Genomic DNA, 17,343 nt, shown 5'->3' with positions numbered 1-17,343 from the left:
TTTAACTGATTTTTAGATTGTTCTCTGAAGCGGCAGCAGGTTGTTCGCTCATGTAGATGTGCTCTTTTTCCTGTGCCGACAAAATAGTTACGTGAGATATCCAGTATGCCAGAGTGCTTTCTGCGCCCTGGTTGCGGTTTACTCCGTTGGTTTCCAGCCCGTCGCAACACCCCTGCGTTTCGTGGTCGAAAAGCGGAAGACGCAGTGAATTTTCACCCAAAAACCACAGGTAGCACAGAAACATTTTTTCGATGTAACTGCGTTTTTTGCTCACCAGAAACATCTGGTTGTAAAGCAGAATCATGGCCATTACATCAATGGATTGCTGGTCGAAGTCAGCCGGTTTTTCTCCTTTTTTCAGCCATCCTTTATTTCCGATAGGCCTGAAATAGTCTTTTTTCATTGTTTGTGATTCCAGAAATTCTGCAGCTTCCATAGCTATGGCAAATACTTTTTCGTTGCCGGTTATTTCGTAAGCAGAGAACAAAGCGAGGGGAATAATGGCATTGTCGTAGCTCATTTGTTTTTCAAACCATTTCCAGTCGTCGGTTTTGTTTTGTTCGTAATTTGAAGTAATAATTCCTACCAGCCTGTTCATCTCCTGAACCATTCCTTCGTCGTTCTGAACTTCTTTTAAATAGTAACTTATTCCGATAATGGTATTGGCCGCGCCCCGGATCGATTTAATTTCTTTGAAGTGTTGTGTCGAGTGGAAAAAAATGTCTCTTCCGATTTGCCGGAATGAATCGTTGGGGGCAAAGTGGAGCAAATATCCCAGTGCCCAGATTGTTCTCCCAAAAGAATCTTCGGAGCCGTATTCGTCGAGAAACTGGCGGCTAAAGCTCAGAAAGTTTCTGAAATCGCCATTCTCGCGCTGCATGTAGTGAATAAAGCTGAGGTAAACCGGCATAAGACGAAGTGCATCTTTGTCTTTGTTCTGGCGATAAGCCATAAGCGCCATGAGTAGTGCCCTTGAGTTATCGTCTACACAATAGCCTTCTTTTAAGTTTGGAATACCATATTTGGCGTGTTGTACAATTCCGGTATCGTCGGTTAAGCGCTTAACATGTTCGAGGTTGTAAGCCGGCAGCAAACTAATATCAATCGGTTGCCCGTTTGCATCATCTTCCTGTCGTTTTTCCCAGTTGTCGGAAACGTAATTGGCCAGGTTGAGGTATTGTTTGCCGATTTTGGGCCACCTTATTTTTTTGCCGTAGGTAAATGCATTTTTTCGAAGCAGGGCAAGCTGGTCTTCATCGTCAAGTAAGTGGTTAAGTATTTGCGCCAGTTGTTCAGAGTTTTTAAAATCAAATAGCCGTCCGCGGTCGTCGGCAAGTAATTCCTGGGCGTGCCAGTAAGGTGTTGAAACAACAGCGCAACCGGCACCAACAGCGTAAGACAGCGTGCCACTTGTTATTTGAGCTTCGCTGAGATAGGGAGTCAGGTAAATGTCGCTGGCATTCAGGTATTCAAAAAGTTTGGTTTCGGAAACAAATTCGTTGTTGAAATGGACATTCTTTTCGAGTCCCAGTTTCTTAACCAGCCTTTTCAAATAGTCGCGGTATTCATCTCCTGTTTGTTTTAATACATTGGGATGAGTGGCTCCCAAAACGATGTACAATAAATCGGGGTGTTTTTCAACAACCCGGGGTAAGGCATTAATTGCAGTTTCTATGCCTTTGTTTCTGCTTAGTAATCCGAAAGTGAGCAGTATTTTTCGACCGGTTAATCCGTGTTTTTGTTTGGCCTGTTTGTGCGATATTTTTTCAAACTCCGGAACGCCGTGTTCTATCAGCGCAATTTTTTCTCTCGGAATTTTGTAAATATCTGCCAGAAAGTCGACTGCCCTTTTGCTCATCACAACAATGCGGGCTGCTTTCTTCCCGATTTCTTCAACAATAGAACGCTGTGTGTAAGACGGGGTGCGGAGTACCGTGTGAAAAGTTACAATGAGTGGAACTTCAAGCCGATGAAGCAGCGGAAGGATAAACACGCCGTCATCGCCGCCGAATATGCCAAATTCGTGTTCCAGAACACAAACTTTTGCATCGCTGTAATTGATGAACTTCGCGGCATCAATATAGTCGCGCTGGTGGTTTTGCCGAATAACATGTTTTACTTCGTCGGGGTAATTGTAGTGCTGCCCGTCCTCGTTAATGGCAACTATCATTGCATGCTTCGAAATTTTTTTACTGTCGGTATTGGCAACAACTGCTTTTACAAGATTATTTGTAAAGGTGCCAATACCACATTGACGTGGCGGATAGGTTCCTATAAAAGCTATTTTCATTTTTTTGATGTTTATAATTGTTTGTATAACAGTGCTGATTGTCAGGATGCTCGTTTAAGCGAGTGCCCCGAAAATCAGATTTTAAAAAAAGGCTGCGTTATTTACAGCCCGTAAAATTCAAGTAGTTCGGTTTGAATTTGTTCTGCCTGGTCAGATGTTGTGCCCGATGTCAGAATAATCAGGCTGCAGGCTAATTCAGAAAATTGCCAGTCTTTTCTCATGCCGTTGAAATCGGAGCGGTAAATTCCCGAAATATGCTCATGCACAGGAACTCCGATTAAGCGAAGGATGGTAATTGCTTTTTTCACCGAGTTTTCCATGTTAAAACTTTCAGCGTTTACCAGTTGGTTGAGCAAATTGCTTGCGAAATGACTGGAAATCATTTCGTCCATTCTGCTTATGAGAAGTTCGATAGCTGGTTCTGTATGGTTGTATTGATAATATTTTGCAAGCATTTTCGAAAATTTATTACGGTTATACATTTGCTTTTCTTAATTCTCTCAGCTGTTTAAACAAGTTCAGTTCTTCCTGACTGAGGTTTTTCGGGATGAGTACATTCAGTTGAATGTACAAATCTCCGTAAATACCGGCTTTTCCATAAACCGGCATTCCTTTTCCGCGTAACCGCAGTTTACTCCCGTTTTGCGAACCGGCGCGAACCGGCACATTCAGTTTCCCCGAGAGCGTATTAATTTCCAGTTTTCCTCCTAAAACAGCAGTGTACAAATCAACATCTGCTTTTAGCGCCAGGTCGTTGCCGTCGAGCGTGTGCCTTCCATCGGAAAGAACTCTTATTCTGATGTAAAGATCGCCTCTGCTGCCGCCATTTGCGCCGGCGCCTCCTTTGCCCTTAATTCGAAGTTCGAGTCCTGAATAGGCGCCCGGTTTTGTTTTTACCCGCAGTTTTTCGCCGTCGACATTCAGAATACGGGTTGTTCCGGAAAATGCTTCCGCCAACGAAATGTCCATTTCGGCACGCAAATCGTTTCCATTAAAAACACGTTGGTTTTGCCTGAACCCGGCGCTTCTTTTTCTGCTGCCGCCGCCAAAGTAATTTTTGAAAAAGTCAGAAAATCCTTCGCCCGAATGGCCGAAAATATCTCCTAAATCTCCTTCGTAATAGAATGTTTTTCCGCCTCCGGGGTTCGCATTTCCGAAATTGGAGTAGTTAAATCCTCCTGCGCCCGACCCTGCATTCTGGTATTGATTCCAGTTGGCGCCCAGTTGGTCATATTTTTTTCTTTTCTCCGGGTCTTTTAAAACTTCGTAAGCTTCCCCTATTTCTTTGAATTTTTCTTCAGCCGCTTTGTTTCCGGCATTTTTATCGGGGTGGTATTTTACAGCCAGCTTTCGGTAGGCTTTTTTTATTTCGGCCTGGCCGGCTGATTTGGGAACTCCCAAAACTTTATAGTAGTCTTTGTATTCCATATCAATTAATTGACCTTAATTATTATTTCAATATTTCCATTTCTGAAAATACATCTCAAGAAAATCCGGTTAAGTGTTTATGGAATGTTGGATCTATAAGCGCGTAACAAATAAAGCGTACGGTTGATGTAAAAATCGTTTTCAACATAAACCACAAACTTTAATTTATTTCAAAATCACTTGAGAACGAGATGCGAAATACAATCCAAAAAATGAACCAATGGCAGATGAACGTCAAAATGGCCTGAGTCTGATTTTGTTGTGGTCAAACTGACACTGTTTTTGTTGATGTGGACAATCGCGAAAAGGGATTTATTATGGTGTTTTGAATTCTCCTGCATTGCAATAATGCAGTGCTGCCTGTATCCTTTTTGTAGTGTTTTAAAACGCAATTGTTCTGTCTTACAGAAAAAAGGCGAGGTGAATGCAGATAATTCTTGTCTTTTCGTGTTCGGAACTGAACAGTACACGAACTGAACTTTTGTTGTTTCTCTGAAAATTTGAGTCAATAGTGTTATTTCTTTTTGCTCTTTCTTGTGAGAAATATCTGTCTTTTTGTCGTGATATTATCCTTGTTTCAATCAGGTAGATCCCCTGTAAAAACTGGGGTTCCCGTCTTTTTTGATTTGGACTTTGTTAAATATAAAATAAGAAATTGTTAATTTTTCTTAAACTAAATTATGTATGATTTTGTTTATGAAACGATTACGGCTTTTGTTGAATTGTAAAAACAAATTTTATGAAAAAGAATTACGCTTTAGGCAGAACAGTTTTGTTCTTTTGGATAACGTACTCTTTTGCTTTTCTCTCTAATCTCTCGACCACAGCGCAAACAGAAATAATGTTTGCCTACGATTCATTCACTTCAGGAAATATCGGAACCTGGAGTATAAACAATAACGCTTATCACGATTCAGGAAATTCTATCCTTGTTTTAACTGATGCCACCGGTGGACAGCGGGGGAGTGCATTTGTAACAAAAAGGGTGGTTTTGGACAATCAGCGTCCTTTTATGGCTCAGTTTTGTTTTCAGATGACAACCCCGGGAGGTAACGCCGGAGCAGACGGAATGGCTTTCCTGATTCAAACCGAGTCTAATTCTGCCGGAAGTTCGGGCGGTGGACTTGGATATCAGGGAATATCTCCCAGCCTGGCGGTTGAGTTTGATACTTATAACAATGGAACTTCCGGGTCTTTTTATGATCTTAGTGCCAATCATGTCGGGATTAATGTCGATGGAAATATTGGTAGTATAGCTCAGTTTAACCCTCCTTTTACGATGGATGGAGGAACTATTTTCTACGCCTGGGTAGAATATAACGGATCAACAACAACTTTAGAAGTACGTGTGAGTACCAGTAATATCCGCCCGGCTAATGCTAATTTATCAGAGAATATTGATTTGACTAGTATTTTTGCCGACCCCAACGTTTTTGTTGGATTTACCGCGGCAACTGGCGGATCATATTCAAAACATATGGTTCGGTCGTTTTACTTTTCCACAGAATACGATGCAGGCGGATTAAACCCGGCAACAACCAGTTATGTATCTGCTACTCCTCCTGGTGCTCCTACTACCACCGACGGGTATAATTATGGGCCGGGGCAGGTCGTTTTGCAGGCAGCGGGTGCTCCTGCAGGCGGCAGTTACATGTGGTTTGTTGACAATACCACAGAAAATCCCATTGCCGGCGCAACCGGCTCCCAGTATACTACTCCTGTAATTACTGAAAATACCACTTATTATGTTTCGTCAGTTAGCGAGTTTGGATTGCAAAGCTCAACCCGTACTCCGGCAACGGCTGTTATTGACTACGGAGAAGCCCCTTCAGATATTGAATTATCCAACGATACTGTAAATAATCGTACAGTAGGAGCGCAGGTGGGAACTTTATCTTCTGTTGATGCCGATGAAACAGACACTCATGTCTACAGTCTGGTTAGCGGCACCGGAAGCGACCATAACAGCTATTTTACAATTGATGGAAATTCGCTAAAGGTGAATGGTGACCTTTACGCTCTGGGCTTAAATACGGTGAATATTCGTGTTATGTCAACGGATAACCTTGGAAATGAGTTTGAAAAGACATTTCAGCTGCTGGTTAGTCAGCCGCCCGTTGCAGTAGACGACTCCTATACAATTGGTGCGGGGCAAACACTTTCGGAGAATCTTCTGGATAATGATTCGGATGCCGACGGAGATAATTTGTCTGTTATTGCCCAGCCAACACCGGCGCAAGGTTCTTTTACTTCATTTAATACTTCTACAGGCGAATTCGATTTTCTGGCTCCGGAAGACTATGTTGGAACAATTACTTTTACCTACCGCATTACTGATGGTTTTTCGGTGCCGGATACCGGAACTGTGACTATAAATGTTGAGGACAGGTCATCTCCGGTTGCTGTTGTTCTCTCGCCGGACGACGAAGAAACAGACGTGGATTTGAGCCCGGTAATTTCTATTACTTTCGATGAGCCAATCGATTTAGGCGTAGGTGCAATTGCGTTGTCTGATGGAAACGGGAACACCTGGAGCTACGACCTGACAACCGAATCAGCTTACTATTCTCTTTCGAATGGTGATTCTACGCTTAATCTGCAAATTCCGGATCGACTGAGTGCAAAAGCAACAATAACAGTAAGTGTGCCGGATGGACTAGTAAAAGATAAGGCCGCAGTTCCCAACGCTGTTGAAGCTTTTAGTTGGTCTTTTACCACAATAAAAGATACTCAGAGCATAACATTTAATGCAATTGCTCCCAAAACATACGGCGACGAAAGTTTTACTCTGGGCGATGCCACTACCGATAAAGGACTGGTTATTACTTATACTGCTGATGATCCTACTGTGGTAACCATCAGTGGAAATACGGCGACTGTTTTAAAAGTGGGAACAACAACCATACGCGCCAATCAGGCTGGTAACGATACATTGTTTGCGGCTACTGAAGTTACGCAGGAGTTGTTGGTTAATAAGAAGCCAATTGCTGTAACCGCGGATGCTCAAAATAAAGTTTACGGAGAGTCTGACCCTGAGTTAAGCTACCAGGTAAATCCGGCACTGGTTGGTGAGGATGTTTTTACTGGAGGCCTTGTTCGTGAGCCGGGCGAAGATGTTGGTTATTACATCATCAGTCAGAATGATTTGGATGCGGGAAGTAATTATACCATCACTTATGAGCAGGATTCGTTGTGGATTACTTCGAAACCAATTACAGTCACCGCCGATGCTCAAAGTAAAGTTTACGGAGAGTCTGACCCTGAGTTAAGCTACCAGGTTGTTCCTGCATTGGTTGGAGAGGATGTTTTTTCCGGTGGCCTTGTTCGTGAGTCGGGCGAAGATGTTGGTTATTATATCATCAGTCAGAATGATTTGGATGCAGGAAGTAACTACACCATCACATATGAACAGGATTCGTTGTGGATCACTTCGAAACCAATTACAGTCACCGCAGATGCTCAAAGTAAAGTTTATGGAGAGTCCGACCCTGAGTTAAGCTTCCAGGTCGTACCGGCATTGGTTGGTGAGGATGTTTTTTCCGGTGGCCTTGTTCGTGAGTCGGGCGAAGATATTGGTTATTACATCATCAGTCAAAATGATTTGGATGCTGGAAGTAATTACACCATCACATTTGAACAGGATTCGTTGTGGATTACTTCGAAACCAATTACAGTTACAGCCGATGCTCAAAGTAAAGTTTACGGAGAGTCCGACCCTGTGTTAAGCTACCAGGTCTTACCGGCATTGGTTGGTGAGGATGTTTTTTCCGGCGGCCTTGTTCGTGAGTCGGGCGAAGATATTGGTTATTACATCATCAGTCAGAATGATTTAGATGCGGGAAGTAATTACACCATCACTTATGAGCAGGATTCGTTGTGGATTACTTCGAAACCAATTACAGTCACCGCCGATGCTCAAAGTAAAGTTTATGGAGAGTCCGACCCTGAGTTAAGCTTCCAGGTCGTTCCGGCACTGGTTGGTGAGGATGTTTTTTCCGGTGGCCTTGTTCGTGAGTCGGGCGAAGATATTGGTTATTATATCATCAGTCAGAATGATTTGGATGCAGGAAGTAACTACACCATCACATATGAACAGGATTCGTTGTGGATCACTTCGAAACCAATTACAGTCACCGCCGATGCTCAAAGCAAAGTTTACGGAGAGTCCGACCCTGAGTTAAGCTACCAGGTCGTTCCGGCATTGGTTGGTGAGGATGTTTTTTCCGGCGGCCTTTTACGTGAGTCGGGCGAAGATATTGGTTATTACATCATCAGTCAGAATGATTTGGATGCGGGAAGTAATTACACCATCACATATGAACAGGATTCGTTGTGGATTACTTCGAAACCAATTACAGTAACCGCCGATGCTCAAAGTAAAGTTTACGGAGAGTCCGACCCTGAGTTAAGCTACCAGGTAAATCCGGCACTGGTTGGTGAGGATGTTTTTTCCGGTGGCCTTTTACGTGAGTCGGGCGAAGATATTGGTTATTACATCATCAGTCAGAATGATTTGGATGCGGGAAGTAATTATACCATCACATATGAACAGGATTCGTTGTGGATTACTTCGAAACCAATTACAGTTACAGCCGATGCTCAAAATAAAGTTTACGGAGAGTCCGACCCTGAGTTAAGCTACCAGGTCGTACCGGCATTGGTTGGTGAGGATGTTTTTTCGGGAGAGCTTAACAGGGTAGATGGGGAAACGATTGGTACCTATTTGATAAATCAGAATTCACTGTCGGCCGGGGATAACTATACAATTGATTATGTGTCTGCTGAATTGACAATTATTCAAAAACCAATCACTATAACCGCCGACCCAAAAACAAAAGTTTATGGAGAGTCTGATCCTCAACTGACTTTTTCGCTCAGCACCGAGTTGGTTGAAGGAGACGAGCTTTCCGGGAGCCTGAAAAGAGAAATCGGCGAGAATGCCGGCTCTTACGTAATCGAACAAAATGATTTGTCCATTAATGAAAATTATAATATTAAATATGTACAGGCAGCATTTACCATTGCACCGAGGTGGGTTGTGGTAACTCCGGAGCCCGGGCAGTCTAAAACGGTTGGTGAAACCGACCCTGTTTTTGCTTTTTCTGCCGCTCCTGCATTGCTTAGTGGAGATTCCTTTTCCGGGGAGCTGGGGCGTATTTCCGGGGAACAGATCGGCACCTATCCGTTCGTTTTAGGAATTTTAACTGCCGGGAATAATTATCAGATTGATTTTGCTTCAGAATATTTTACCATTAAAGCGACCAGCAATCCGCAGGTAACAGCTTTTTCTCCGGCTGATGAAGCAACTGAAGTTGCTTTGGTGCCCACACTCTCGATCACTTTTGATGAACCGGTTCGGTTGGGAGCATCGGGAGTATTGTCCATAGAAAGCGAAGGGCATATTCTGAAAACGTATTATCTGAATGTATCCGGAGATCGAAATCAGTTTTCGATCTCTCCTGACGGTAGGACCATTACGGTTGCTCTAACGGACAATCTGCCGTTAGCAAGTATAATTAATGTATCGGTTACCGAAGGTTTTGTAACAGATGTTGAAGGAAATCCTTCGGATGCGATTGATGCATGGAGTTTTACAACAACAGATAACGCGGCGCAAACAATTAATTTCCCGGAAATTACAGAGAAAACGTATGGCGACGATTCTTTTGTTCTTGGCGATGTATTTACCGATCAGGGGTTAACCATTAAATATGAAGCGGAAGACCCCAGTGTTGTCCGTATCGTTGGGAATATTGCAACGGTTTTGCAGGTTGGGAATACCGTTATTACTGCAAGCCAGCCTGGAAATGGAGAAATTCCGGCTGCTACGCCGGTAATGCGTACAATAACTGTTTTGCCGAAACAGATTACGGTAACGGCTGCGAGTCTGCAATGGAAAGTTGTTGGTGCTGATGATCCGGTGTTGATGTACACTGTTGAACCGTCGCTCGAAAGCGGAGATGAGTTTAGTGGTGCGTTGGTTCGTGAATCGGGAGAGGCAATTGGACGTTATCACATTATGCAAGGCGATCTTTCTGCCGGGATTAATTATGTACTCACCTTTGTTCCGGATGAATTTGAAATCAAGTCCGAGAGCAACAGTCCTCAAATTGTGAAGCTGTCCCCTGAAATCGGAGCATATAATGTTGCTTTGCAGCCAACCCTGGCAGTTACTTTCGACAGGCCTGTTAATTTAGGAACGCAGGGAACGATCATGATTTGGGCGGGGAATGATTTACTGGCTTTCTTCGACATCAGTAAATCGGCAGACCGGAATGCTTTGGCGCTGTCAGACGATAAAAGAACGTTGTACATTTATCCGTCGGTTGTTCTCCCCGTTTCAAGCTTAATAACTGTTTCGTTAAGCAATGCACTGGTGAAGGATCCTTTGGGAGATGCTTTTACCGGATTTAGGTCGTGGATTTTTACAACTACGTCAACTAACGAACAGGTGATAAATTTCCCCGAGATTGAAGAAAAAACTTATGGCGACGAGATGTTTGTGTTGGGAGATGCAACGACAGATCAGGGTCTTCTTGTTACATACCAGGCGGATGATGCTGATATTGTGACAATCATCGGGAATCAAGCGATGATTCACAAAACGGGGACAACTGTTATTACTGCAACTCAGGCAGGGGATGAAAATATAGAACCTGCAATTTCGGTTCGTCAGACGCTGGTTGTTTTGCCGAAACCTATAACCGTAACATCTACAGCCGGGTTAACAAAGCTGGTAGGCGAAGAGGATCCTGAACTAACATATTCTGTTGCTCCGGAAATGGTTGAAGGAGATGAGATGACCGGCATACTGGAGCGCACCCCGGGCGAAGCTCCCGGCGCTTATGCCATTGTCCAGGGAACGTTATCTGCCGGTGAAAACTATATTGTTACGTTCATTTCAAATATGTTTAGGATTGAAACTGAGGAAAATGCAGTTCCCAATGTTGTAAGTACATATCCGGAAGATGGATCTACCGACGCCGGATTGCGGACGTTTTTGCAGGTTACTTTCGATGAAGCCGTTTACCTGTCGCACGCCGGGTTTATTACGCTGCAAAGTGGAGGCGTGGATTTAATGCGTTACGATTTATCAAATTCCGGTGATTTGGAGGCTTTTAGTTTCTCGGAAGATCGAAAAACCATTACGCTCTATTTAAAAGAAAGTCTTCCTCCCGGAAGCCTGATTGAGGTTGTAAGCAGCCCGGATATTGTAAAAGACAGTGACGGTAATTCTTTTGAAAGCTCGGCTGTCTGGAGTTTTACAACTATTGGCAGCTACGGGCAGAACATCACTTTTGAAGAAATTAGCGTGAAAACTTATGGAGACGAGAGTTTTGAGCTGGGCGATGCGTTAACCGATCAGGGGCTGACTGTTTCTTACACCGCAGCCGATTCCGAAGTTGTTTTTATCGAAGGTAATGTTGCAACTCCTTTAAAGGTGGGCACAACAATTATTACCGCCAGCCAGCCGGGCGACGATGAGATTCTGGCTGCTGCCAATGTACGGCGTACGCTGGTTGTAGTTCCAAGGGAGGTTGTGGTTACTGTTGATGAGGGGCAGTCAAAAATCTATGGTGAGTCAGATCCTGTATATACCTACTCTGTGGAGCCGCCTCTTGTGGCCGGAGATGCTTTTTCCGGAACATTGAACCGCTCTGCCGGAGAGATGGTGGGTTTTTACGCGATAACACAAGGTACTTTGAATATTAGCAATAATTATCGTCTTCGCTTTGTTTCGAACGACTTTGAAATTATTGACGGCCTGGCGCCAGTGCCTGATGTTGAACTGCTTGAAAATGTTACTGCGTATTGTGAAATTCGGGAATCTGACATGCTGGTACCTACTGCTACCGACGATATTGACGGACAAATTCAGGGGACTACGGTTACTCCTTTCCCGTTGTCGGAACCGGGAGAATCAATAATTACCTGGATATTTGAAGATGCAGCCGGCAATTCCATTACGCAGCAACAAACCGTAATTGTAGAGCCGTCGCCTTTGCAAGCAGTAACTATGGCCGGCGATACGGTAAGTTCCAACGGCGAAGTGCACAGCTTGTCTGTAAGCAACCTGCCAGAAGGTGCCGTGGTAAGTTATTTAAACAATGAACATGCTGAGCCCGGAGTTTATGAAGCGCAGGCAGTTGTTGTGCTGGAGGGAACAAATTGCCCGGAGATAACTCTAACTGCAACTCTGGTAATCGAAAGCAACGATGCAACTATTCATCAGCTGGCTATCGGGGGAATGGTGATAACAAATCCGGAGGAAGAAATTTATTATTTGATGGATTGTGATGACGAATCGCAGTCTGTTCAGGTTGGAATAACCACAGAGGCCAATGCCACAACTTCTACAGAAAGTGCTTTTGAAGTGCAGGCTCCGGTGCCGGGCATTTACAAAAAAGATGTGGTGGTAATTTCTCAGGATAAGGTGGAAACAATGACCTACCATATTACTGTTGAAAAGCCATTTCGGTTCGATGATATTGTTGTTCAGAAATTCAATAATGTTTTGCTGGTTAATAATAATCCGGAAACAAACGGTGGATATCATTTTGTGAGTTTTGAATGGTATAAAGACGGTCAGCCCATTGGAACCGGCCAGTCGTTTTCGGCCGGTGATAATAAAAACGACCTGTTGGATACTGATGCACGCTACAAAGTTAATCTGACCACCGATGAGGGCGACGTTATCAGTACCTGCGAATTCAGCATAGAACACAACTCCCCATTTGCTCTGAAAGTTACTCCCAATCCGGTTCGTTCAGGTTCTACAGTATTTGTGGAAACTAACTTCACCGCAGAGATGCTTTCTGGCCGTACTGTCGAAATCAGAACTATTTATGGGAATATTGTTTATCAGAAGAGTTCTCCGGAGAATTACAGTCCGCTGGTTTTGCCGGGTAATCTTGCACCGGGCACTTATATTGTTACTACAACAGCCGGCGGAGTTAATCTGAGTACAAAAATTGTCGTTCAATAAAAAGATAAAACCATGAATAACAAAAGTATATATTACATCACCATTTGTTTGGCTGCCTTGTGTTTTTTCTGTTTGGTTGAAAACGCTGCGGCCCAGTCTTCGGTGGCGAAAAACGAGCTGTCGGTTTATGTGCAGGGAGGAAGCAGCTTTCTGAACTACTCTTCGGAAATGGGTGGAGAGCGGGAAATGGGTTTTGGTATTGGCGGTGGCATCCAGTACGCTGTTTATCTGGACAGTTCGTGGAGTGTGTCAATTGGCGCAGGACTGCAACAGTATCATTCCAAAAACGGATTTTCCGACTTGGATGTTTCTTACGCAACAACCGACACAGAGGGAGATCCTTTTGAATATATGATAACAATGGAAACGCTCAATGAAGATCAATGGGTTTATATGTTGAATATTCCGGTTCGTATTCAGTATGAAACTTTGGGTGAAAAAACCAGGTTTTTTGGTGCTGCCGGCTTTCAGTGGGGTGTGCCTTTGTCCTCTCGCTTTCAGTCGCGAGCTACCAATCTCGAAACATCCGGGTATTATCCGGAATGGGATGCCGTTCTGGAAAGTCCGCTTTTTGCCGGATTTGGAAACTGGAATGAGTTGTCAGGAGAGAAAGAAGATTTGGAATTAAAGCACAGTTACGGATTGCAATTCGAATTGGGCATTAAACAGATGTTTGGGGAAAACCAGCGGATTTATGCAGGAGTTTATGCTGATTTAGGCCTGAACGATTTAAAGAAAACGGGCATCGAAAAAACCCGGTTGGTGGGTTATAATAATGATGACCCCGGACAACCGAATTTGGGGACGGTTATTTATGCTGCACACGAGAATAGAAATTTTGTAAAAAAAGTAAGTATGCGCGGGTTTGGAATAAGGTTGCGCTACGCTTTTACGTGGTAAAAACTATTTTCAGAAACCGGGGAAAGTGCAGATTGTAACAAAAGTTATGGTTTGCACTTTTTTATTGGTTTTTCAGACTGAATAGTCGGGGGTGAGTTCCCCGTATTTTACGACTATTTCGTCAAGAATTTCAGTTACTTCGTTGTTAGTTTCGGCACGCAGAAGCCTGATTTTTAGCTCGCGAAAATTGGGAAGTCCCGGGAAATATTTGGCAAAATGGCGGCGCATCATCAAAATGGCAGAGCGTTCGTTGTCTTTCCATTCGAGGTTAAGCTGCATTTGTTCTTTTACATTTTCAACAACTTCAGAAATTGTTGGAGCGGGCAGTAGCTCTTCAGTCTGAAGGAAATGTTTGATTTCTCTGAAAATCCACGGGCGACCAATAGCCGGGCGTCCAATCATAAGCGCATCAACCCCAGTCTTTTCGAGAAGGTCTTTTGCTTTTCTGGCTCCGGTAATATCGCCGTTTCCAATAATGGGAATTTCTATTTGAGGATGGTTTTTTACCTCGCCAATTAGTGTCCAGTCAGCTTCGCCGGTGTACAACTGCTCCCGTGTCCGGCCATGTATTGCCAATGCTGCAATGCCCGCGTCCTGTAGCCGCAGAGCAGCTTCCAATACAGGTTTGTCGGTACTGTCCCATCCCAGTCGGGTTTTGGCGGTAACCGGAACTTTTACGGCTTTTACAATTGCCGCAGCCATTTGTTGCATTTTCGGCAAATCGCGCAACATGGCTGCTCCTGCTCCGTGGCGGATAATTTTTTTCATGGGGCACCCAAAATTGATGTCGATAAAATCGGGTTGCAATTCTTCTGCTACCTGCGCTGCACGTACCATGGAATCGATGTTGTGCCCATAAATCTGGATGGCAACCGGGCGGTCAAAATCGAACAGGGTCATTTTTTGTTTCGATTTTTTTACATCGCGTACCAGCGCTTCTGATGAAACAAACTCAGTGTACATCACGTCAGCGCCATATTTTTTGCACATCCACCGAAACGATTTATAGGTGACGTCTTCCATGGGCGCCAAAAAAAGCGGGGTTCCTTCTAGTGTGAGGTTTCCAATTTTCATTTCGGTGCAAAATTAAACAGGAATTTTGTAAAGTAAATATGTGCAACAGGAATTGCGGAAAAACATGTACGAATTTTTAGAGAAATATGTGTTCCAATAAAATTTTAACTCCAATGCCGGTTAAAATAATTCCTCCCAGAATGAGCGATTTTCTGCTTTTTTCTGCAGAAATTTTTTTCCCGAATAACATGCCCAGCATGGAGGCGATAAAAGTTACTGCCCCGATTATGGTTACCGGAAATAAAATGGGAATTTGTAATAGTCCGAAACTTAGTCCCACAACCAGAGCATCGATGCTTGTTGCAACCGAAAGCCCAATAATAACACGCTTTCTGAACGGGTCGAATTTTTGCAGCGCTCCGCACGGCTTAATGCCTTCAATTATCATTTTAATACCCAAAAAAGCCAGAAGCCCAAAGGCAATCCAGTGATCCACCGGACTAATTATATCGTGAATTGATTTTCCGGATAACCAGCCGATAGCCGGAAAAACAGCCTGAAAAAATGCCAGAGAAAAAGCAATAGGCACTGCCTGATTGAAACGAATCTCCTTTTTCATTAACCCACATGATACTGAAACGGCAAATGAATCAAAACTCAGTCCGGCACCAATAAGAAAGAACGTTATAAATTGCGTAAAACTCATATTTTTTGAAAGCTGCAAAAATACCCAAATTCACAGGAACAAGTAGGCTCTCGTATTAATTTTAGTGAAATAATAATTTTACTGTTATAAATTTGAGATGTAATCGTCCTTTAATACAAATGACCGAAACTGAGTTTAAAAATAGCATTTTGCCATATTCCCGGAAATTGTATCCGATGCTGAAACGAATTCTGAAAGATGAGGAAGAAACCAGGGATGCTTTGCAGGATCTGATGGCAAGATTTTGGTCTAAAAGGATGGAGCTGAAAAAGTGTCGTAACCAACAGGCTTATGTTATTACCATAGCAAAAAATTACAGCTTCGATTTATTGAAACGAAAACGCAATATAAGTTTTAGCGAAAATGGAGAAAAGCAGTTCTTTTATGTAAAGGCGGAGGAAATAAACCCGGATTTGAAAGAGAAGTTTGAGCAGGTGCACAAAGTGATTGAGAGGCTTCCTGAAAAGTACAGGGAAGTGATCCGACTGCGCGACATTGACGGGTTTTCTTACCACGAAATAAAGGAGATGACCGGCATGGAGGTCCCTAACATTCGGGTGGTACTTTCCAGGGCTCGAAAAAAAGTGAAAGAAGAGGTGGAAAAAATATACGATTATGAACACAAAAAACAATTTGCTGGAAAAATATTATAACGGTGAGACCACCGAAGAGGAGGAAAGATTGTTGAAATCGGAGATTCTGGCACTGGACTCGGAAACAGCTGAAAAAGATATTTTTGGATATTTCGAAAATGAAGCTGTTCTTCCCGACGATCTTGAAGAATCTGTTTTCAAAAGTATTCAGGCTGGCAACCGCAAAGAGCGAAAACGGAAATACCGTATTTATTCCGTTACATCGGTGGCCGCTTCTGTGCTCGTCATACTTAGTATTTTTCTAAATGTAAAAGAGCAAAAGCATAAAAAAATGGAAGACAATTTTTTGGTGCTTGAGGAAGCGCTGTTTGCAGTATCCAAGAGTATTCAGCCCGAGGAAGAAAAGGATATGCTGGTGCTTTGGGTCGACGATAATGTTGAGATTATTATAAATTAATACACAGGACATGAAAACAATTGTACTAGTTCTAACAATTTTTGCTTGTTCTCTGGGTGGGTGGGCACAGCAGAGCTTGTTTGATGAGTTGACCGAAAAGTACGCCGACAAAGATGGTTTTAGTGCCAGCCAGATTACCAGCGATATGTTCGATTTATACATCAAAAAGCGGAACATTGACGAACGATCGCCGGTGTTCAATGCACTTAAAAATCTTGACGAGATTTTGGTGGTGTCGCAAACCGGAGTATTTAAAAGTGGTATTTCCAAAACTTTGGTCAACGAAGAAGATGGCGTCAATGGAGAAATTCGCCGAACGATTTTGGATTATTACAAAAAGAACAATTTTTTGCTGTTTAAAACTGAAAAGCAGATGGGCGAAGATCTGAAAGTTTTTTTGAAGAAGAAGCAGGACAAAATTGAATCGCTGGCACTGGTAACTCATTCTCACGCTGTAACCAATCTGGTACAACTGCAGGGCGACATTGATCTTTCGACCGTTTCCCAACTCAGCCAGGCACTCAATTTGCGCGGGCTCGAAAACCTCGATAAAATTTATAATCAGAGGCCATCTGCTTTCTATGTCGGGTCTTCCCGTGTGAATTTGTCAGATCAGGAGCATGTTGAAGAAATGATTACCCATCGACAACAATTTTTGGAGAGCCAGCATAACTTAAGTGAAGAACGAATACGTATGATGGAAGAAAGCCAGCAAAACCTGATTGAGATGCAGCAGGAAATGCAGTTGAAATACGGCAGACAAGCCATTTTTTTGACCTCGCCCGGAAATGGAAAAACGCTTTATTATATCAATGGGAAAAAATCCGGTGCCGATGCTGTAAAAAATATTTCCCCCGATAAAATTGAAAGTATTGAGATTTTTAAAGCCAAAGAAGAGGGGCAACAGAATACTGTCAAAATTAAAACGAAATAGAGGAATAGAAAAAATAAAAGGGGCAATTTCGTGAA

General features: G+C 43.2%; 10 protein-coding genes. 5 read left to right on the top strand and 5 right to left on the bottom strand.

Going from position 1 to position 17,343, the window contains the following annotated elements:
- Position 1: 1 nt before the first annotated feature.
- The 3 genes from BUB08_RS13415 to BUB08_RS13405 all read right to left on the bottom strand — a co-directional run bounded on the left by BUB08_RS13415 (position 2) and on the right by BUB08_RS13405 (position 3,718).
- A complete protein-coding gene (locus tag BUB08_RS13415; protein WP_073002405.1) occupies positions 2-2,290 on the bottom strand; it encodes a glycosyltransferase family 4 protein in 2,289 nt (762 codons plus the stop codon).
- A gap of 101 nt (positions 2,291-2,391) precedes the next feature.
- Positions 2,392-2,745, bottom strand: coding sequence for a hypothetical protein (locus BUB08_RS13410; RefSeq protein WP_139249711.1), 354 nt, complete (start codon positions 2,743-2,745; stop codon positions 2,392-2,394).
- Between the two features lie 19 nt (positions 2,746-2,764).
- The gene (locus BUB08_RS13405; RefSeq protein WP_073002403.1) at positions 2,765-3,718 is read right to left on the bottom strand and encodes a DnaJ C-terminal domain-containing protein; all 954 of its coding nucleotides are present in this window, start codon (positions 3,716-3,718) and stop codon (positions 2,765-2,767) included.
- Between the two features lie 739 nt (positions 3,719-4,457).
- On the opposite strand from BUB08_RS13405, the gene BUB08_RS13400 reads away from it, so the two are divergent.
- Together BUB08_RS13400 and BUB08_RS13395 are read left to right on the top strand one after the other, a co-directional pair.
- Positions 4,458-12,704: an MBG domain-containing protein gene (locus tag BUB08_RS13400; protein ID WP_073002402.1), complete on the top strand. Its 8,247-nt coding sequence runs from the start codon at positions 4,458-4,460 to the stop codon at positions 12,702-12,704.
- A 12-nt stretch (positions 12,705-12,716) separates the two neighbouring features.
- The gene (locus BUB08_RS13395) at positions 12,717-13,604 is read left to right on the top strand and encodes an outer membrane beta-barrel protein (RefSeq protein WP_073002401.1); all 888 of its coding nucleotides are present in this window, start codon (positions 12,717-12,719) and stop codon (positions 13,602-13,604) included.
- A 72-nt stretch (positions 13,605-13,676) separates the two neighbouring features.
- On the opposite strand, the gene dusB is transcribed toward BUB08_RS13395, so the two are convergent.
- Together dusB and BUB08_RS13385 are read right to left on the bottom strand one after the other, a co-directional pair.
- The gene (dusB, locus tag BUB08_RS13390) at positions 13,677-14,678 is read right to left on the bottom strand and encodes a tRNA dihydrouridine synthase DusB (RefSeq protein ID WP_073002400.1); all 1,002 of its coding nucleotides are present in this window, start codon (positions 14,676-14,678) and stop codon (positions 13,677-13,679) included.
- 76 nt (positions 14,679-14,754) lie between these two features.
- Positions 14,755-15,324 (bottom strand): manganese efflux pump MntP, encoded by a 570-nt coding sequence (locus tag BUB08_RS13385; RefSeq protein ID WP_073002399.1) that lies wholly within the window; start codon positions 15,322-15,324, stop codon positions 14,755-14,757.
- Between the two features lie 119 nt (positions 15,325-15,443).
- Between BUB08_RS13385 and BUB08_RS13380 the strand changes: the two genes are divergently transcribed.
- From BUB08_RS13380 to BUB08_RS13370, 3 genes are read left to right on the top strand one after another with little or no spacing between them, the layout of a single operon-like run.
- Positions 15,444-15,977 (top strand): RNA polymerase sigma factor, encoded by a 534-nt coding sequence (locus BUB08_RS13380; RefSeq protein WP_073002398.1) that lies wholly within the window; start codon positions 15,444-15,446, stop codon positions 15,975-15,977.
- Positions 15,940-16,374: a hypothetical protein gene (locus BUB08_RS13375; RefSeq protein ID WP_073002397.1), complete on the top strand. Its 435-nt coding sequence runs from the start codon at positions 15,940-15,942 to the stop codon at positions 16,372-16,374. The genes BUB08_RS13380 and BUB08_RS13375 overlap by 38 nt, the downstream gene beginning before the upstream one ends.
- Positions 16,375-16,384: 10 nt before the next feature.
- Positions 16,385-17,308 (top strand): DUF4252 domain-containing protein, encoded by a 924-nt coding sequence (locus BUB08_RS13370; RefSeq protein WP_073002396.1) that lies wholly within the window; start codon positions 16,385-16,387, stop codon positions 17,306-17,308.
- Positions 17,309-17,343: the final 35 nt, after the last annotated feature.

Source organism: Mariniphaga anaerophila, assembly GCF_900129025.1.
In the GTDB taxonomy this organism is placed as follows: Bacteria; Bacteroidota; Bacteroidia; order Bacteroidales; family Prolixibacteraceae; genus Mariniphaga; species Mariniphaga anaerophila.
This window is presented reverse-complemented; position numbering and strand designations above follow the sequence as displayed.